The sequence below is a fragment of the Maritalea myrionectae DSM 19524 genome, from assembly GCF_000423365.1.
GTDB lineage: Bacteria > Pseudomonadota > Alphaproteobacteria > Rhizobiales > Devosiaceae > Maritalea > Maritalea myrionectae.
Window position 1 is genome coordinate 1,050,084 of the sequence record NZ_AUHV01000002.1, and the last position, 18,587, is coordinate 1,068,670.

Below are 18,587 nucleotides of genomic sequence, written 5' to 3' on the forward strand. Positions count from 1 at the left end.
TCCTTTTGAAATTAAGTTCTATCCCCGTCCCTCTAGTTGAGGGCTTCTAATTTTTGATAATCGAGGTCGTAGCCAAAGTAGCGTGGCCCCGCGAGTTCGATGCCATGGTCCGTGCGCCATTGCGGGTCGCACGGCAGGCCAAACACAATTACGCGGAAGCCATATCGAATTTGTTCGGTTGTGATGGGTTGCCCTGTTTCCAAATCCAGCAAGCAGATCAGATCTGGCGTGATCGCCTTTGGCTTTCCATCAGCCGTTTTGGCCAGCAGGAATTCATTTTGAAATTCCAGCGAAATGCTCTCGCCATCATATGAGCCCAAGCCTTCAATGGTGCATGAACCGCGGGCAAACCCGCCTTCGGTTCTGCGGTCCACATCCATCACGCGGCCTTCAAACAGCGAAACGCCATTGAGGTCTTTTGACAGCTTGTGCACTGGGTTGCGATTGGCGGCTTGTTCCTCATGGATGATGCGGCCAATGGAATTGATCAGTGACATAGAGCCACGCAAAATCGCCTTTTTGGCCTGCGCACCTGTCATCGGGTAAAGGGCGATTAGCCCCGCCCCGCCCATTTCAATGGTGATCACACGCGCGAACTTTTCAGTCGACAAATTATCGACTGTGTTTAGCACAAGTGAGTTGCCCTTCTCATCGGCCATCACCATTGGGCACGCCGTAATGTCGTGCATGGTCATGGACACCATTTGCAACTCTGGGAAGGCCCGCCCCATGCCATCGCCATCCACAATGGGCAGGCCCACGCCTGCGGCCACAGCGATTGGAATGGTGGAGTTTAGGCCGCCCGCTTCAATGCAGAAAATCGCATCCGCTTTTTTGCCAAGATAATCTTCCAGTGATTTCAAAGCATTATTGGCTTCATCGCCACGGGGCAGTTTCTCCAACATAACTGTCGGTGCGCCCATCATGGCAACAGGGATCACCAAGGCATCATCTGCCAAGCTGTCAACATCCACCACATCTACCGGGCCGTTGGCGCGAATAGCCTGTTCGGCCATCAACCGCCCGATGTAAGGATCACCGCCGCCACCAGTACCCAAAAAGGCACCGCCAAGTGCGATATTTTTCATGTCCTCAAGGTCGATCTTTTTCAAAATATCAGCGGACATTATACTCCTCCCAATTCTGCGCGATCGAGCGGTGTAAAGCTCAATTCTGGATAGCCAAAAGCGGCTGGCCCGATCACTTCAAGTGCGCGTGGCGTGCGCAGCAAATCATGGCAAGGCAGCGCCAAAACGGCGATCCGCTGGCCATAGCGCAACACTTCGGTTGTAATCGGCAGGCCAGTATCCGCATCCAGCACCACAATCAGGTCTGGCACGCAGACTTCCATTTCGCCATTGCGCCAAAACACCAGAAATTCGTTTTGAATGGCGATCTCGCCACGTTCGCCTTGGTTGTTGCCAAAGCCTTCCAAATGGATATGCCCGCGGGCAAACCCGCCTTTCAAATGCCGTTCAAGATCAACAATCTTGCCCGTCATCAGCAGTTTGCCGGTTTCTTGCTTGAGTACAGTGGCAATCGGGTCGAGATTGCGCGCTTGCGCGTTTAGAACCGCCTGCCCCAAAGATAAGGCTTGTGTGATCGTGTTCGGCACTGCGGCCTTCTTCACGAATTCGCCACGCATTGGCGCCATGGCGATTGCCGCTGCTGCGCCCATAGACACAACTGTGGCCCGCGCAATGGTTTCCACCCACACTTCATCGCGTGTGTTGCGGATCACCACCACATTGTCCTTCTCATCTGCCATGGCGGCAGGTGTGGATTTGTGGCCGTAGATTGACCAAGTGCACATCTGCATTTCCGGGAATGCCCGGCCCATGCCGTCGCCATCTACAACGGGAATGCCTGCTTGCGCTGCCGTCAACATCGGCTCCATTGCGTTTGCGCCACCAATTTCTGAGGAAATCAGTGCATCGACCTTGCAATCAAGCTCCTGCTCGATAGCGCGCAGGGCACGCAAACACTCATCGCCACGTTCGATCTTTTCAACGCCCACCACCGGAGCGCCGATGCCGCCAAGCGACACCACCAAAGCATCATCAGGCAACTCATCCAACGGGATCACGTCGATCTTATTGCCTTTGCGCAATTCCTGCCGACAGCGCCACTTCCCAATATAGGGGTTGCCGCCGCCGCCCGTGCCCAAAATGGCTGCGCCAATTTCAACAGCGTCCAAATCGTTGTCTTCAATTTTCCGCACCTTATCCATTGAGGTCCCCCACAACTTTGAGGCGAATGCGGGTGGCGTTGCCCGGCAAATAAGCCAATGGCACATCTTCTTGGTCCAGCAATTCAATGCTATCCGGCTTCGCGCCAGCAGCAATCGCTTTGTCTGTCGCTTCTTTCCGCGCTTCGCTGAGTGCTTGATCGCGTGAAATTTCGGACAGGCTGTAAATCCGGTCGACTTCACCGCTAATCTGGCCAATGGCGGCACCAACCGCATTGGCGACAGCAAAGTTTTCAGGTCGCTTCACGGGCAGATCGCCAATTTGGTCTGGGATCAGGATTGAGCCGCCGCCCACTGCCAAAACTGGAATAGGGTCTGGCGAAACGCGCATCCGCTCAACGGCGTTGGTGATCATGTCGTCGATCTGGGCTTTGATCTGCTTCAGCTTTTCTTCGCCTAGCTCGCGTGCTGGCCCCGCGTCACCAATGTCCGCAATGCCCAAGCCAACAGCAATATCGGTCGAAGTCAGCGTGTTGCCGCCAAACAATTTGCCTTCTTCATGAATGCGATAGCCCACAGATTTAGGGCCGATTTTCGCTGGATCAGTTGGCTCAATAATTGTGCCGCCGCCCAAAGCGATGGAAAACACGTCTGGCATACGGAAGTTTGTGCGCACGCCGCCCACATCAACTGATGTGCTGGCTGGCCGTGGAAAGCCTTTAACAAGTGCGCCCACGTCAGTTGAGGTGCCACCCACGTCCGCGACAATGGCATTTTGCTCGCCGGTCAGGAACGACGCGCCACGCATAGAGTTTGTTGGGCCACTGGCAAAGGTCAAAACCGGATAGGCTTGCACAAATTCTGACCCCATCAAGGTGCCATCATTTTGCGTGATGAAGTATGGGCAAGTCAGCTTCAACGATTGTAGTGCCCGGCGGAATGCGTCCACCGTATGCGTACTCAAATTGCGCAAAGACGCATTCATAATGGCCGCATTTTCGCGCTCCAAAATGCCCAAGCGACCAATCTCACTCGACAGCGTGAAGTTGGCATTTGGCAAGCGCTTTTTCATGATCGCGGCTGCGCGTTTTTCCATATCGTCATTGACCGGGCTGAACACTGAGCAAATGGCAATTGTTTCGATGTTCTTCGCTGCAATTTCATCAGCGATTTTGGTCAGTTCGTCTTCGTCAATTTTCGAAATCTCGCGACCATCAAATTCGTTGCCGCCTGCAGCCATCCAATAATGGCCGCCAACTGCCTCGCAAATATCATCTGGCCAATCCACCATAGGCGGCAAGCATTGCGCTGCGGGCAAGCAAAGGCGCACCGCTGCGGTTTCAGACATGTTGCGCCGCTCCACCACCGCGTTGGTGAAGTGGGTTGTGCCGATCATCACTGCTGAAATTTGGTCTGCGCTGATTTGTGTGTCGTCCAAGGCTTTCTTGATGCTATTGACCACACCGGACATCACATCTGAAGTGGTTGGCGATTTCACGCCCACAAGCACCTTATCGCCGTGCATAATCACCGCATCGGTGTTTGTGCCGCCTACATCTATGCCAATTCGGTACATTGTCCCCTCGCTTTACTTACCAAGCGCGGTTGAGGTGGCCAGCACCGCCGCGCGTTCTTGTTTTGTTAGTTTTGGTTTGAGATTTTCTTCTTCAGCGCTGATCACCGGAATGGAGCTGATCAGGGCTTGGGTGTAATTGTGCTGCGGGTTGGCAAACACATCTTTTGTGGCGCCAAGCTCACACATTTCACCGCGAAACATCACGGCAATTTTGTTGCAGAAATTGCGCATCAGCGACAAATCGTGAGAGATAAACACATAGGTGAGATTGAGTTCTTCACGCAGACGGTGCAGCAATTCGATCACAGTGTTTTGCACCAACACGTCCAAGGCGGAAGTTGGCTCATCCAACACCAGAATTTCAGGCTCCACAGAAAGTGCACGCGCGATGGCGACCCGTTGCTTTTGCCCGCCACTCAGTTCATGCGGATACATGGAGGCGTAATGCGCGGGCAAATCCACCATATCCAGCAGCTGCGCAACGCGGCCTTTGATTTGGGCTTTGTCGTAACCTGTGAAGTGCAATGGCACGGCCAGCTGGTCCGCAATCGTTCTCTTCGGGTTCAATGAAGAGCCCGGATTTTGATAAACGATCTGCACCAATTTTCTAAACTCAACGGTGCCGCGCAATTCATTCAGGCTTTTGCCATTAAACTGAATATCGCCGGACGTTGGCCCATAAAGGCCCAGCAGCATTTTGGCCAAGGTGGTTTTGCCGGAACCAGACTCCCCGGCAATGCCAAAAATATCGCCACGATTGATCTCCAGCGAAACGTTTTTCACCGCCTGCACTTCGCCAATTGGCCGATTGAGCAATCCGCCGCGCCGGACAAATGTTTTGCTGATGTTCGAAATTTTGATTTCGGTGTTTTTGTCCGCGTTGTTTTCGATGTCGCGCACCCGCGAGCCATAAAGCGGTGGCACTGCTTCCATCAGCTTGATCGTGTATGGATGTTTGGGCGCCGAGAACACTTCTTCCAGCGTGCCCGTTTCAACAATATGTCCCCGCTCCATCACATAGACACGGTCTGCCATTTCGCGCACCACGCCCAAATTGTGGGTGATCAACAGCAGCGACAGTCCTTCGTCACGCACCAGCGCATTCAGCAGGTCCAAAATCTCTTGTTGCGTTGTCACATCAAGCGCTGTGCCCGGCTCATCGGCGATAAGCAGTCTGGGCTTATTCAGCAGTGCCATGGCGATCAGCACCCGCTGGCGCATTCCGCCGGAAAGCATCATGGGGTAAGACCCCATAATCTGCGTCCCATCGGCCAGTTGCACTTTCGCTAATGTTTCAATGATGTGTTTTTTGCGCGCATCGGCAGAGCGGTTTTGCCCATAACGAATGTCTGCAAAACGAACGATATCGTCCATCTGCTTGCCGATGGTTAGAACCGGATTGAAGGAAAGCAATGGATCTTGCAAGATGATCGAGATCCCCGCTCCCTTCAATCCGTCGCGCTCACGCTTCGAAAGGCTCAGAAGTTCTTTGCCTTTATATTTGATCGAGCCACTCTCAATGGTTGCAGGCGGCATCGGCAAGGTGCCGATAATGGTGCGCATGGTCACCGTTTTGCCGGAACCAGATTGACCGATAAGCGCAACCCGCTCGCCTTCATTGATGGTCATCGACACATCAAAAAGGGTGTGAGACTTGTGGCCGTAAGTTGAAAAGCTGATATTGAGCTTGTCGATGTCGAGAATTGGAGTTGTCGTCATCATCACACCTCCACATCCATCATGTCGCGCAGCCCATCGCCCAGCAGGTTGAATCCTAGAATGGCGTAGAGAATGGCGAGGCCCGGCATCAGCGCTTCCCACCAATATTCAGGCAAATATTCGGAGCCCGTGCTCACCATTGTGCCCAAATCGGGGGTTGGCGGTTGCACGCCAAGACCAAGGAATGAAAGCGCTGCGCCAAACAGGATTACAAAGCCCGCATCAAGTGAGATTTTCACCGAAATGGCGGACACGCAGTTGGGCAGCAATTCGCGGAACATTATGTGCGTGTGGCTTGCGCCCGCCACTTTCGCGGCTTCCACATAATCTTCGCTCATTTGCGCTCTTACAATGCGGTAGATCAGGCGCGTGTGCCAGGTCCACCACAGCATGGTGATGGCGATCATCGCATTGATCAAATTTGGCGAAAGCACCGCTGTGATCGCAAGGGCCATCGCCAAAGGCGGAATAGCCAGCATTACATCGGTAAAGCGCATTATGGCAAATTCGATCCAGCCGCCGAAATAACCGGCGGCAAGGCCAAGCACCACGCCGAACGGCACGGCAAAGCCTAACACGCCAATCACCATGCCCAACGAAACGCGATAGCCGAACAGCACTCGGGAGAAAATGTCGCGCCCCACATTGTCGGTGCCGAACCAAAATTCTGCATTGGGCGCCGTATGCCGATTTCTAAAATCAACAAATGACCCGGCAGATTGTGGCGATGGCGCAAGAAATGGCGCGAAGATCGCGGCGACTATCACCGAGAGCACAATAAAGGCGCCGATCATGGCCGCAGGGTTTCGCGTGAAGCGATACCAGGCCATTTGGCCACTGGTCATATTGCGGTGTGCGGTGCCCTGGGTGGTGGTTGTGCTGTCTACACTCATTTGGACGCCCCCTCTCTCAAGCGATGGCGGGGATCTAAAATGCCCAGCAAAATATCAATCACCAGATTGGCAATCACGAAGAACAGGCCAGATACCAGCACCACGCCGATTACTGCGTTCAAATCTTTTTGCAGGATTGTGCGCACGCCATAACTGGCGATGCCCGGCCAACTGAACACAAATTCAACGATAAAGGCGTTGCCGATCAGCGAAGCGAACTCCAAGCCCAAAATGGTCAAGGGCGCGACACAGGCGAGCCGCAACATATACTTGAACGTCACCACACGCTCTGGCACGCCATAGGCCCGTGACGCTTCCACAAAGTCTCGGCCGCTCAATTCAATCATTGAAGACCGGGTGATTCGCATCACTTGCCCGATGCCTGCCGCTGCCAGAGCCGTTGCGGGTAAAATCAGATGCATGAAGGCATCGCCGAACACGTCTGGTCGGCCAGCTAAAATGGAGTCGATCAGCAGAAGGCCCGTTACATCTGCGCTGAAATCCAACCCACCATCTAGGCGTCCGGTCACAGGGAAAAAGGTGAATACATAGCTTGCCATCAGCTGCAAGATGATCGCGAGCACAAAGCCCGGCGTCACCACCCCGATTAGCGAGATAATCCGGGAAACATTGTCTACCCAAGTGTCGCGATAAATCGCGGCCAACACACCAAGTGGAATCGAAAGCACAATTTGAATAACGATGGTGAACAGCACCAATTCAAGCGTTGCCGGCAAGGCTTGCATAATATCTGCCGAAACTGGTCGGCTGGTCAGCAAGGATTTGCCAAAATCACCGTGGGTAAGCCCCACCAGATAATTCCACAATTGGGTATGGAATGGCAGGTCCAGCCCCATTTGTTCGCGCATTTGCGCCACCTGCTCGGCCGATGCCAGCGGGCCAAGCGCGATCCGTGCAGGATCACCCGGCACAATTCGCGCAATAACAAATATGAGGATGGCTAAGCCAACCAGTACAAGAAAAAGCGAAGCCGCCCTTTTCAGCAAATAATAAAACACCGCAATCCTCCCTCACAGGTATGGTCGCGGCATCCCACCCAAAACGGAAGGCGCTAATTAGTCTAGTTTAACTCTTAAAAGTATAGCTTTTTTCATTATTGGAGGTTTTATCAATAATTTCAATCAATTCACCTCTCGAACTTGCGTTAAAAATCTTAAACAAATTGGTGAGGTGATATTTAACCGCAGCCTCTGTAAGCCCCAGATTTACTGCGATTTTTTTGTTTGACCCGCCATCTTGCAGCGCATTTAAAATGCGCAATTGCTGGGCCGACATATTGTATTTCTGGAATTCTTTTGGCGCGATGTAGCTTTTGCGGATGATCCGGTGCACCTGCTTCGCGAAATAAGCAAGCCGCTTATGCCCGCGTGCAAATTTGCCCGTCGCCAATTGGGAGGAAACTTTAGACACCACTTCCCGATATTCCAAAAAGATCGAAGCCAAATTCTCATGGGCAGCAATGCGCATGGCATTTTCTACATGCTGCCGCATTTTCGACCGTTGTTTTTCTGATTGAGCAACCGCAGCGCGCGCCAACTCAGACATAATGTTGCCGCGTACATTGCGTTCATCGATCGAGAACTTGTCCAACACCTTTTCCGGGTTCAGCTTGAGCGCCATTGTCTCAGAGATCACAATCCCGGTCGGGCTATACATGGCGGCCTTATCGAGATCATAGAGAAAATAATTGGCCTGATCTTGCAGTCCGTCAATATGCTCGATATGGGCTTGGATCGCCTCAATCGCCAACGAAAAATCACCATGACGACGGTGAAAATCGACTTGGCATTCTTGCAAAAACGCAATTGCCATTTTCCGACCCTCCAGAAAATAAATGCTCAGAGCGCCAATGCGACTTACTTCGATAAAGATTTCTGACCAACTGTCACCATCAACGAGAGCTTGCCTGATTTTCGCAGTACGCTCAGGAATATGGGCAAACTCCCCTGCCTCGAAATCAATCGTCAGCCACAGCGCTTCGATAAGCTCCTTTTCGCTCGAAATACAAATATTCGCGATCTTAAAAAATCGCTCTGCTGCTTTTAGATGCTGCTTGGCCTGGCGTAGTTTGCCTTCAACAATAGCCAAATCAGCCAAATGCAGATGTATGAAGAATTGAAGATAAGGCTGCTTCGCCTTTTCATAGGTCTCTAGCGCTTGCGCTGCAATCATTCGCGCTTCAGTCAACATGTTTAAACGCGCATAAACGACCAACATTGAATTATAATAGAGGCCACTGAACAAGTGCTCGCCCAAGGGCAACAGCCCTTCTAACCGCTCCCAAGCTTTGAGTTGCCTTTTGTCGACCTGTTCCCCGAGATGGATATGCACCATCAATTCGGTGAGAGTAAAAATATATGAAGGCTTAAAACTGCGTTCCTCATCGCACAATAGAGCTTTTGCCCGTCGCGCCCGCCCATGCTTTACGAGGCTCAAACACATCGCAACCAAAAAAATCTCGCTTTCCTGAGCAATTCCCTCCGGCGCAGCAGTGAAAATTTCATCTAATGCTTCATAGCCTAAAGTGAAAGCAAAAAACGGTCCACCAGCGTCCAAAACCAGCCGCTCAGCAACTCGAACATCACCCGACTTCAACGCGCCAACAATACTTCCTACAAATTTCTTTGCGTCAGACAACTAACCAAACCTCAAGTATTTTGACACTGCAGATCAACCAAGTATCGCAAAAGGTAATCCATTTGACATGTGTCCGCCAAGACAATTCACAATATTTAGAATGCTAGCGATAAACCAAAAATCCGCCACGGCACTTGTCGATCGAGGAAAAATACTGTTGACGCAAATCTAGTATCTCGCGTCACTCACCAACTCCATCGTGGCTTCAGCATTGCCTCCCAACTTTCAGTTGCTTTTAACGCGAGAGCTTTGCCATCATGCCTTTCCTCGATCACCCGGTACATCAAGTGTGATCCCCGGAACAGGGATTAGTCTGGCACCATTCCCGCCTTGGTCGTGTCAGACCATCCCAAAATCAGAGATTGAACGCATGTCGTTTGCGCCTATTGTTCTTGGCCCAGAACGCCCGCCAATTTAGTCGAAGGCAACTTGTCAAACTCCTCGCGGGTCGAAAATACCAGACTAGAGCATCAGAAGGGCGTCTCTTTGAGCAAACGTCTCGGCCATGGAACAAGAATAAACACACCAATTCCACAGTTGCGCTAGAGTACGGCCCCGAATCGCCAGGGTATAAATTCATCGTCGCCATAACCCAATAGTTCGCTTTTGGTGCGTTGGCCGGAGGCAAATGCTAGGATGGCGTTGAAAGTCTCTTCGCCCAACTCGTCAAAGTTCTGGCTCCCGTCTAAGACTGTGCCGCAATCTATGTCCATGTCGCCTTCCATGGTAGCGAAGAGTTCTGAAGTGGAGGCTAGTTTGAAGCTTGGGGCGGGTTTTGCGCCGAAGCATGAGCCACGCCCCGTGGTGAAGGCAATCAGGTTGGCGCCGGCAGCTATTTGTCCAGTGGCAGACACGGGGTCATAGCCGGGGCTATCCATAAACACCAAACCCTTGTGGGTGACCTGCTGCGCATAATCATAATATCCGTTTAGCGGTGTGGTGCCTGCCTTACTGACTGCGCCGAGTGATTTCTCTAAGATGGTGGTCAAGCCCCCGGCTTTGTTGCCGGGCGATGGGTTATTGTCCAAACTGATGCCGTTTTCCCTCGCGTGATCTTGCCACCACTTCACGCAGCCCATCAGCTTCGTTTTGGTTTCCGCGCTTGCGCCGCCGAGTAATAGCGGCTCTGCACCCAAAATTTCTGGTGTTTCGGAAAGGATGGCCGTACCGCCTGCTTGCACCAATAAATCAACGGCTTTTCCAAGTGCTGGATTGGCGCTGATACCGGAAAATCCATCTGATCCACCGCACTGCAAGCCCAACATAATGTGCGATGCATCGCATGGGGTGCGGTTTGAATTTTGATTGAGATTAGAACAGATTGGCTGCAAAGCTTTGAGTGCTGATTCAACTGTTTGCGCGGTGCCACCCGTCTGCTGCATATTGAAATAGGTGAGCTGTTCGCCATTATGACCCGCCTTAGCATAAGCACCAATCTGGTTCACTTCACAGCCCAAGCCGATCACCATCACGGCGCCAAAGTTTGGCTGGTCGATATATCCTTTCAGTGTCCGCTGTAGCAGATCAAATGACATGTCGTAATTGGCCATGCCACAGCCAGATTGATGCACAATTGGCACGAAGCCATCGATATTCGGGAATTCAGCTAACAGCTCTTTGTTCGCCCGTTCCGCCACAATGCGGCACACAGTGCCAGAGCAATTGACCGTCGATATGATGCCCACATAGTTGCGGGTGCCCACGCGGCCATTTCCCCGATTAAAGCCTTGAAAACTGTGTTTTTGTGATTGTATCTTTTGGCTTGTTGACGGCGCAATTTCGCCCATTGCGCTGGCCAAGCTGTCATCAAACGCCAAATTATGGTCGTGCACCCATTGTCCGGGGAAAATATCAGCGCTGGCCACGCCGATTGGGCGCTGAAATTTCTTAATCACATCGCCCGCCTTAAATGGCTGCAACGCAACTTTGTGACCCTTCAAAATCCGATCCACCGCATTTAGATCAGCGGTCAGCGGTTCACCTTTTTCAATGCGCGCTAAAGCAATGCCCAGCCCGTCGCCGAGCGGCATCAATTTTTGAGAAATGCTCATGATAGGTCCTAGGCTTTTATCTGCTCGATAAGAACGTTGCGAAAGGTGTCCGACTGCGAGAGGTCAGCGCCAAAAATCTCCTGCCGCGCCAACACCAGTTCAGCAAGATGTTGCAGATCGCCGTTGGCAGTGTGCACATCTTGCTCCAAGGCTTGACGCATCGGGTCATTCAGTGGACCGAAGGTTTGCCCCTCACCTGATTGGCTTACAAACTTGATCCACGCGGCAACCGCTTTGATCAAATGGCCAAAGGGCTGATTGGCAGCCATGCGATCTCTGATTGTGTTCAGTAATCTTTGCGGCAGTTTTTGGCTGCCATCCATCGCAATTTGCGTCAGCCTATGCGCCATGCCGGGGTTTTCAAACCGTTCGATTAGCTCGTCGCGATAGGCATGCAAATCAAATGAATCCGGCAAATCGAGCGTTGGCATAATTTCATCACTCATCATGTTGAGGACATGGGTTCGCAATTCATGATCGGCGATGGCTTCAGCCACAAACTCATGTCCCTTGAGCAGTCCGGCATAGGCCAAGAAAGAATGGCTGCCATTGAGCATCCGCAACTTCATGTGTTCGAACGGTGTCACGGCAGCCACCATCTCAACGCCCACGCTCTCAAAGGCTGGACGACCCGCACAGAAATTGTCTTCAATCACCCACTGGCGGAAAGGCTCTGTGACAATCGGCCATTGGTCTTCAATATCGGTCGTGGACTTCAGAAATGCGCGATCAGCGTCCGTTGTGGCGGGCACAATGCGATCCACCATTGAGGCGGGAAAGGTAACATTTTCCTTGATCCACGCAGCTAATTTTGCGTCAAGCAGATGGGCGAATTCGACGATGATCTTTTGGACCACCCGACCATTCGAAGGCAGATTATCGCAAGATAAGACTGTGAATGGCCCAGCTCCGCTTTCCATACGCCGCCGCAGTGCTTCAACAATCAAGCCCGCCGCACTGATCGGTTCACGCGGGTTTGCTAGGTCTTTCACAATGTCTGGATGGTTCTGGTTCAGCCGATCCTGCGCCGCATCATAGCAATAGCCTTTTTCGGTGATGGTGAGCGAAACGATTTTAATCTGTGGATCTGCCATTGTTTCGAGCAATGCTTCGCGCTCAACCGGCGCAACAAGCACGCGGGAAAGGCTACCCATCACGCGAATGTGGGTCGACTGGCCCTCTTTCACCATCAGGCTGTAAAGCCCGTTTTGCGGATTAAGTGCATCCGCCGTGCTGGCACTGCGCAGAGACGCGCCGACAATGCCCCAGCTGGGCTCATCCGCCAGAATATCATCGATAAACGCAGCTTGGTGCCCACGGTGAAACGCGCCAACGCCCAGATGCACTATGCCACTTCTGATGGCATCGCGGTCATAATTTGGCGTCTGCACATTTTTCAACGTCGCAAGATTTGCTTGAGTGAGTTTCATCTATCGCGCTCCAAATGAACGGCTGTGATCAAGTCCCGCGATCACGCCCCGCAATTCGGCTAGGCCCTTCAAGCGACCAATGGCAGTATAGCCTGCGTTTACGCCTTGCTTGTCCAAATCATCCAGCATCTGGTGACCGTGATCGGGGCGGAACGGGATTTCTGCGAAATCAGCAAAACCCGCTTGTTTTCTGCGCGTTTCTTCATTCAGCAATTGCGTGATCACGCCCGGCATATCAACATCAGATTGCAAATGATTGCCTTCATAAAAGCTCTCGGCGTCCTGTTCACGCACCGTGCCGCGCAAATGGGCGAAGTAAATTCGCTCGGCAAATGTTTTTGCCATCGCAACTAGATCATTGTCCGCACGCACGCCAAAACTGCCTGTGCAGAACGTCAATCCGTTTGCGACGCTTGGCACCACCGTGAACAATGCTTCGAGGTCAGTGGCAGTGGAAACGATGCGCGGCAAGCCGAGCAATGGCCGTGGCGGGTCGTCCGGATGCACTGCCATGCGCATCCCCAATTCTTCAGCAACGGGAATCACTTCGCGCAAAAAGCTCACAAAATGATCAAACAGATCGGCTGACGTGATGCCCTTATATTGCGCCAATTGGGCTTTGAAACTTTCGAGCGTGTGTCCGCCAGAAGTGCCCCCTGGAAGCCCCGCCACGATGTTGAGGGAAATCGCTTCGGCTTCATCAGGGGACAAACTTTGAAAATAGGCTTCGGCCGCTTTGATGCGCTCCGCGTTATAATCATCTGCGGCACCCTCTCTTTTCAAAATAAAGAGATCAAAGGCGGCAAATGCAGTTGCATCAAACCGCAGTGCTTTTGCGCCGTTAGCCAGCGCGAAATCCAAATCGGTACGCGTCCAGTCCAAAAGCGGCATAAAATTATAGCAGATGGTTTTGATGCCAGCTTTGGCCAAGTTGCGCAGCGTATCTTTATAAGCAGCGATGTGAGCACCTGCATCGGCACTCCCCACTTTGATCGCATCAGAAACTGGCACGCTTTCTACCACGCTCCAGCGCAGCATTGCTTCTGGTTGGCTATATTGCGCCACATGAGTTTGATGCTTTTCAATCTCTGCGTCAGTCCACACCTGCCCTGCTGGCACATGGTGCAATGCAGACACAATTTCGGTGGCACCTGCCTGCTGAATATAGGGCAACGGAACCGGGTCAGCTGGTCCATACCAGCGCCATGCTTCTAACATATCAATGCTCCACTCAGTCGCGGCTAATTGTTGAGAATGGACAATAAGCCCAAGGAAAATGCGGGAATAAATGTAACCAGCAACAACACGATCACCATGGCCATATAGAAAGGCATCAGGCTTTTGATCGTGTTCTCAATCTTCACCTTACCGATCCCGCACCCGACCATGAGTGAGGTGCCGACTGGCGGCGTACACACGCCTATCCCCAAGTTCAAAATCATAATGATGCCGAAATGGATGGGGTCGACGCCGATTTTCAGCACGATTGGCAGCAAGATTGGGGTCATTATCAAGATCAGAACGCCCATATCCATCAACATGCCCAGCACCAGCAGCAGCAGATTGATCAACAGCAAAATCACGATTGGGTTTGATGACATGCCCAAGATGAATTCGGCCAAAATGGTTGGCACTTTCAGGTAGGATAGCAAAAAGCCAAATGCGGATGATGTCATGATAATTGACACAACCATGCCCAGCGATGACAGCGTTGAGGACATGATGCGGCGCATTTTTGTGCGATCCATGGTGCGATAAATAAATATTGTCACCAATAGCGCATAAACCACGGCCACAGCAGCAGATTCAGTTGCGGTGAAAATGCCCGCAATGATGCCGCCAATGATGATCACAATAGTGAACAGGCCGATGGAGGCACGGCTCATAATGCCAATGCTTTCTTTAAAGCCATATTTGTCACCTTTAGGGTGATCATGGCGGATCGCCGCAATCCAGCACAGCACCATCAGCGAAACGGACAGCAAAATGCCCGGCACATAGCCAGCGATGAAAAGCTGGCCAATCGGAATCCCCCCTGCGGCCAAGGCATAATAAATCATGTTCTGGCTGGGCGGGATCAACACGCCCTGCACCGATGAAGTCACCGTAACGGCTACTGAATATTCTGAGCTATAGCCCCGTTTTTTCATGGCGGGGATCAGGAATGACCCGATGGACGCCACGTCGGCGACGGACGAGCCTGAAATACCGCCAAAGAATGTGCTAGCCACCACATTACCTTGCGCTAAGCCGCCTCGGAAGCGCCCCACCAGCACGTCAGCAAATTTCACCAGCCTGTCGGAGATTCCGCCCTCGGTCATGATGTTCCCGACGAGAATGAAGAACGGCACCGCAAGGAAGGTAAAGCTGAACAGGCCATTGACCATGCGTTGGCCGATCATCATCAATGGCAGGCCCAAATAAGTCGCGGTGATCACCGAGGATAGCCCAAGGGAGAAGGCCACCGGCACACGCGCAAACAACAGGCCCAAAAAGCTGCCCAGCAATAGAAAAACACCGAAAGTTTGTTGGGTCACGCGCTTGTTCTCCCCTCCTGGAAACCAGGCAAATCAAGTGAATTTGTGATCAGATTTGCAATCACGTTGAGGCAGATCAGCGCTCCGCCTGCAAGCGCACTCATATAAAGGGTGGATTTCGGAAAACCGGACGCAGGCAGTTTCACAGCACCCGTCAGTTCCGTTAGTTTCAAACCGGAATAGATCAAGACAAGCGCGAAGATAAATGCTGCCACTTGTGCTGCAATATCGAGGAAGCGCGATATTCGCGGTCCGGCCAAGTCCCGGAAAAATGTGATGGCGATATGTTGGTGGCGACGCACGCAAATTGCTGCGGCGATCATGCCATACCAAACCAAGCAGATCATGGCCGTTTCTTCTGACCATTTGGTGGGATTGCTGAATACATAGCGCATCACCACCTGAAAAAAGGTGACGCACACGATCAATTCAAGCAAACGGTGGCACACAAATTCGGCCACGACATTTAAGCCGTCTATTGTTTTTGCAATCATGATCATTGATTTGCCTCCCCGCCGCATAAAATGAGGGCAAGCACAAGCCTGCCCTCACTCGTTTTATCATGAATTATTCAGCGTCAACTGCGCGGATTTTTTCAATCAAGTCAGAAAGATGCGGGAACTCGTCATAGATTGGCAAAATGGCTTCTTGGAATGGGCCATTGTCAATTTCTGATACGGTTACGCCCGCTTCTTCAACTTTCGCCCGCGCTTCTTCATTGGCGGTGAACATCAAGTCACGCTCATAAACAGCAGCATCTTTCGCCGCTTTTGAAATCGCGTCCTGATCTCCCTGTGACAAGCTGTCGAACTTGGCTTTGTTCATGATCAAAATGGCTGGTGGGCTCAAGTGACCATCAATCACATAGTTTGCTGATACTTCATAATGACCAGAGGTCAAGAAGCTCACAAAGTCGTTTTCCGCGCCGTCAATCACGCCAGTTTGCAGGCTAGAATAAACTTCACCATAGTTCATTGGTGTTGGCACGCCACCAAGCAATTCAACCATCCGGATTGAAATCGGCGAGCTTTGCACCCGAATTTTCAAGCCGTTCAAATCGTCGATCGAATTGATGGGTGAACCTTCGCGGGTATAGAAGCTGCGTGAGCCCGCTTCCATAAAGTCGAAGCCAACAACACCTGTTGCTTCCATATCTTTGCGCACTTGCTGGCCGATTTCACCGTCCAACACTGCATATTTATGCTCTTTGCCTTTAAAGATGTAAGGCAAGGTGAACACGCCGACAGATGGTGACACATTGGCCAAAGGCACAGTGTTTACCCGCGCCATGTCGATGATGCCCAATTGGGTTTGCTCAATGGTTTCCACTTCCTGTCCGAGCTGCGCGCCTGAATAGACTTCAACTTTCACGCTACCGTCAGAATATTCGTCCACCAATTCAGCGAAATGGTGCATCGCCACGGTTACAGGGTTGGATTCTGGCTGGTTTTCAGCCAAGCGCAAAACAGTTTGCGCATTTGCCAATGTGGCGCTGCTGAACAGCAATGTTGCCGCCATCATTAGGCAGCGTTTTGTGATCATTTTTGACATAGTTTCCTCCTCACAATCACGATTATTTACGTTCAATTTTGTAAGGGCCCACATAGGCGCGTTTCACCGCAAGGCCCGTCGAATGGCGCTGCCATTCCACAAAATTCTGTTCTGTTTTTGAGTTTAAGTTCTCCGGCTGTTTGCCGAGCACTTTCAAAGGGTTGGCTCTGGTCATTGTCAGCACATCCACGAAGGAATAGCCATACCAATCCATCACATTGCACACCATTTGATCCATGGTGGTGGATGAACCGGCAAGATATTTGGAACCCGGAATGCGCACCGTGCCACCTGCATCGCGCTCCACCTCAGCTTCGCCAAGTGTGTAAAGCCCGGTTGGCATTTCCGCCCCTGCCGCTGACACAGCGTCTGTCGATAGAATTGATCGTTCCACACCTTTGGCCCTCAACATGGTTTGCAATGCACTTTTGGTCACGTGGATGCCATCTGCAATGAACGTGGCAAACAGTCGATCTTCAGCCAATTGCCAAAAAAGCGGATTTTCCGTTTTGTGCATTTGCTGCGGCAAGCCATTGCCCAAATGGGTGCAGAGCATCGCCCCAGCTGACGCCGCGTCATTCACCTGCTCGCCATTGGCGGCCGTGTGCCCCAGTGACACGCAGATATTTTGCGCCACCAATTGTGGGATCAGCGTCAAAACGCCTGTCACCTCCGGAGCAACGGTCACCAATTTGATTTTGCCGTTGGCAGCCTTTTGCAGCCGCTCATAAAGCGCGATACGGGCTGGCCCCATATGGTTTGCATTGTGGGCACCTGAAAAACCATCTTGTGGGGAAAGGAATGGCCCTTCAATGTGATAGCCCAGCACCATATGAGGGCCAAGTTTTGATTGGTTCACTGCCTGCTCAAGCGCAACCAGTGTTTGCTCCAAATGTTCGTCAGCTCCGGTGATCAGGGTCGGCAAAACCGATGTCACCCCGGTTAGCGCCAATTGCGCCAATGCCAAATCCAGCTGATCCGCCGTGATCGGCGCACGGTTAAAATCCACACCGGCAAAACCATTCACTTGCAGATCAATCAGGCCATAGCTGAGCACAGCTTCGCCCACTGAAGCCATGCCAGCCTGTTCTGCCTGCTTTTGCAGCAGTGTCGGATCTGCATTATGGGGCGCAATTTGAGGCATATGAACCATTTGATCCGCCACTTATGCTGCGCTTTCGCTCAGTTTGCTGGCCGCCGCAGCATCCAAAAACACATAAGTCTGGTCATGAGTTTGCATGATTGATGCTGGACATAGATTGCTCACAGGCCCTTCTACAGCCCCCTTCACCGCATCCGATTTGCGTTCATCCGGCACAGTGCAAATGATCACTTTCGATTTCAAAATTTGCTGCACGCTCATGGAAATGGCTTGCTCTGGCACCGCGGCGAGGTTTTCGAACCAACCCTCTCCAGCCTGTTGCTGGCGACACGCCTCATCAAGCGTCACGACCATATATGGCACTTCAGTTTCGAAATCTGCTGGCGGATCATTGAAGGCAAGATGGCCATTTTCACCAATCCCAACAAACGCAACATCAATGGGCGCCTCAGAGATCGCGACGTTAAGCACCTCGATCTGTCTGTTCATATCTGCCGCCTGACCGTCAATTGCATGGAACGCCGCTACCGCAGGAACTTTTGCGATAAAACGCTCGCGCAAATAGCGCACAAAGCTCGCGCCATGATCTTCGCCAATGCCAACATATTCATCCAAATGGAAGATGTCGCATTTGGCCCAATCAATATCTGGCGCCTGCACCAATGCTTCCAGCATTTCGAATTGGCTTGCACCAGTCGCCAAAATAATCCGCGCATGGCCTTTTTCAGCAATCGCTGTGCGGATGGCTTTCGCCCCCGCCTCTGCTGCCAATGCGCCATTTTGTTTTTTGGTGTCAGATATTGAAATTTTCATGGCTACTCCTTATTTATTTCCATATTCGTAATTAAATACATTTTTGTCAATAAATAAAAATCATGCTTA

The 18,587-nt window shown here is 51.8% G+C and carries 15 protein-coding genes; all 15 read right to left on the reverse strand.

All coding sequences use genetic code 11. The features are described from left to right. Positions 1 to 32: 32 nt before the first annotated feature. Complete coding sequence (locus tag G549_RS0105380; protein WP_027834169.1) at positions 33 to 1,127, reverse strand: S-methyl thiohydantoin desulfurase family protein; 1,095 nt, start codon at positions 1,125 to 1,127, stop codon at positions 33 to 35. Continuing rightward, positions 1,127 to 2,230 (reverse strand): S-methyl thiohydantoin desulfurase family protein, encoded by a 1,104-nt coding sequence (locus G549_RS0105385; protein ID WP_027834170.1) that lies wholly within the window; start codon positions 2,228 to 2,230, stop codon positions 1,127 to 1,129. Before G549_RS0105385 ends, G549_RS0105380 begins: the two co-directional genes overlap by 1 nt. Then, the gene (locus G549_RS0105390) at positions 2,223 to 3,764 is read right to left on the reverse strand and encodes a hydantoinase/oxoprolinase family protein (RefSeq protein WP_027834171.1); all 1,542 of its coding nucleotides are present in this window, start codon (positions 3,762 to 3,764) and stop codon (positions 2,223 to 2,225) included. The genes G549_RS0105385 and G549_RS0105390 overlap by 8 nt, the downstream gene beginning before the upstream one ends. 12 nt (positions 3,765 to 3,776) lie before the next feature. Then, positions 3,777 to 5,486 carry a dipeptide ABC transporter ATP-binding protein gene (locus G549_RS0105395; RefSeq protein ID WP_246778337.1) on the reverse strand — a complete coding sequence of 570 codons (1,710 nt, stop codon included), beginning with the start codon at positions 5,484 to 5,486 and terminating at the stop codon, positions 3,777 to 3,779. Further along, a complete protein-coding gene (locus G549_RS0105400; RefSeq protein WP_051213405.1) occupies positions 5,486 to 6,376 on the reverse strand; it encodes an ABC transporter permease in 891 nt (296 codons plus the stop codon). Before G549_RS0105400 ends, G549_RS0105395 begins: the two co-directional genes overlap by 1 nt. Further along, positions 6,373 to 7,401, reverse strand: a complete 1,029-nt coding sequence (locus G549_RS0105405; protein ID WP_027834174.1) for an ABC transporter permease — start codon at positions 7,399 to 7,401, stop codon at positions 6,373 to 6,375. The genes G549_RS0105400 and G549_RS0105405 overlap by 4 nt, the downstream gene beginning before the upstream one ends. Positions 7,402 to 7,462: 61 nt before the next feature. Beyond that, complete coding sequence (locus tag G549_RS0105410) at positions 7,463 to 9,034, reverse strand: helix-turn-helix transcriptional regulator (RefSeq protein WP_036221023.1); 1,572 nt, start codon at positions 9,032 to 9,034, stop codon at positions 7,463 to 7,465. A 542-nt stretch (positions 9,035 to 9,576) separates the two neighbouring features. After that, positions 9,577 to 11,085: a UxaA family hydrolase gene (locus G549_RS0105415; RefSeq protein ID WP_027834176.1), complete on the reverse strand. Its 1,509-nt coding sequence runs from the start codon at positions 11,083 to 11,085 to the stop codon at positions 9,577 to 9,579. A gap of 8 nt (positions 11,086 to 11,093) precedes the next feature. Then, positions 11,094 to 12,515, reverse strand: a complete 1,422-nt coding sequence (locus G549_RS19125; protein WP_051213407.1) for a mannitol dehydrogenase family protein — start codon at positions 12,513 to 12,515, stop codon at positions 11,094 to 11,096. Beyond that, entirely contained in the window at positions 12,516 to 13,733 is a 1,218-nt protein-coding gene (gene uxuA, locus G549_RS0105425; RefSeq protein ID WP_027834177.1) for a mannonate dehydratase, read from the reverse strand. It abuts the gene before it with no gap. Between the two features lie 23 nt (positions 13,734 to 13,756). Then, positions 13,757 to 15,052 carry a TRAP transporter large permease gene (locus tag G549_RS0105430; RefSeq protein WP_027834178.1) on the reverse strand — a complete coding sequence of 432 codons (1,296 nt, stop codon included), beginning with the start codon at positions 15,050 to 15,052 and terminating at the stop codon, positions 13,757 to 13,759. Then, positions 15,049 to 15,552: a TRAP transporter small permease gene (locus tag G549_RS0105435; RefSeq protein WP_027834179.1), complete on the reverse strand. Its 504-nt coding sequence runs from the start codon at positions 15,550 to 15,552 to the stop codon at positions 15,049 to 15,051. The genes G549_RS0105430 and G549_RS0105435 overlap by 4 nt, the downstream gene beginning before the upstream one ends. Before the next feature lie 67 nt (positions 15,553 to 15,619). After that, on the reverse strand, positions 15,620 to 16,603 hold the full coding sequence (locus G549_RS0105440) for a TRAP transporter substrate-binding protein (protein WP_027834180.1): 984 nt from the start codon (positions 16,601 to 16,603) through the stop codon (positions 15,620 to 15,622). A gap of 22 nt (positions 16,604 to 16,625) precedes the next feature. After that, positions 16,626 to 17,756: an N-acetylglucosamine-6-phosphate deacetylase gene (locus G549_RS19130; RefSeq protein ID WP_156905480.1), complete on the reverse strand. Its 1,131-nt coding sequence runs from the start codon at positions 17,754 to 17,756 to the stop codon at positions 16,626 to 16,628. A gap of 12 nt (positions 17,757 to 17,768) precedes the next feature. Further along, on the reverse strand, positions 17,769 to 18,518 hold the full coding sequence (locus tag G549_RS0105450; protein ID WP_027834181.1) for a glucosamine-6-phosphate deaminase: 750 nt from the start codon (positions 18,516 to 18,518) through the stop codon (positions 17,769 to 17,771). Positions 18,519 to 18,587: the final 69 nt, after the last annotated feature.

Bases quoted from the DNA above. Each gene is read 5' to 3' on its own strand.
- G549_RS0105415 (WP_027834176.1), bottom strand. From the start codon at position 11,085: ATGAGCATTTCTCAAAAATTGATGCCGCTCGGCGACGGGCTGGGCATT.
- G549_RS0105380 (WP_027834169.1), bottom strand. From the start codon at position 1,127: ATGTCCGCTGATATTTTGAAAAAGATCGACCTTGAGGACATGAAAAAT.
- G549_RS0105400 (WP_051213405.1), bottom strand. From the start codon at position 6,376: ATGAGTGTAGACAGCACAACCACCACCCAGGGCACCGCACACCGCAAT.
- G549_RS0105440 (WP_027834180.1), bottom strand. From the start codon at position 16,603: ATGTCAAAAATGATCACAAAACGCTGCCTAATGATGGCGGCAACATTG.
- G549_RS19125 (WP_051213407.1), bottom strand. From the start codon at position 12,515: ATGAAACTCACTCAAGCAAATCTTGCGACGTTGAAAAATGTGCAGACG.
- G549_RS0105395 (WP_246778337.1), bottom strand. From the start codon at position 5,486: ATGATGACGACAACTCCAATTCTCGACATCGACAAGCTCAATATCAGC.
- G549_RS0105385 (WP_027834170.1), bottom strand. From the start codon at position 2,230: ATGGATAAGGTGCGGAAAATTGAAGACAACGATTTGGACGCTGTTGAA.
- G549_RS0105435 (WP_027834179.1), bottom strand. From the start codon at position 15,552: ATGATCATGATTGCAAAAACAATAGACGGCTTAAATGTCGTGGCCGAA.
- G549_RS0105390 (WP_027834171.1), bottom strand. From the start codon at position 3,764: ATGTACCGAATTGGCATAGATGTAGGCGGCACAAACACCGATGCGGTG.
- G549_RS0105450 (WP_027834181.1), bottom strand. From the start codon at position 18,518: ATGAAAATTTCAATATCTGACACCAAAAAACAAAATGGCGCATTGGCA.
- uxuA (WP_027834177.1), bottom strand. From the start codon at position 13,733: ATGTTAGAAGCATGGCGCTGGTATGGACCAGCTGACCCGGTTCCGTTG.
- G549_RS19130 (WP_156905480.1), bottom strand. From the start codon at position 17,756: ATGGTTCATATGCCTCAAATTGCGCCCCATAATGCAGATCCGACACTG.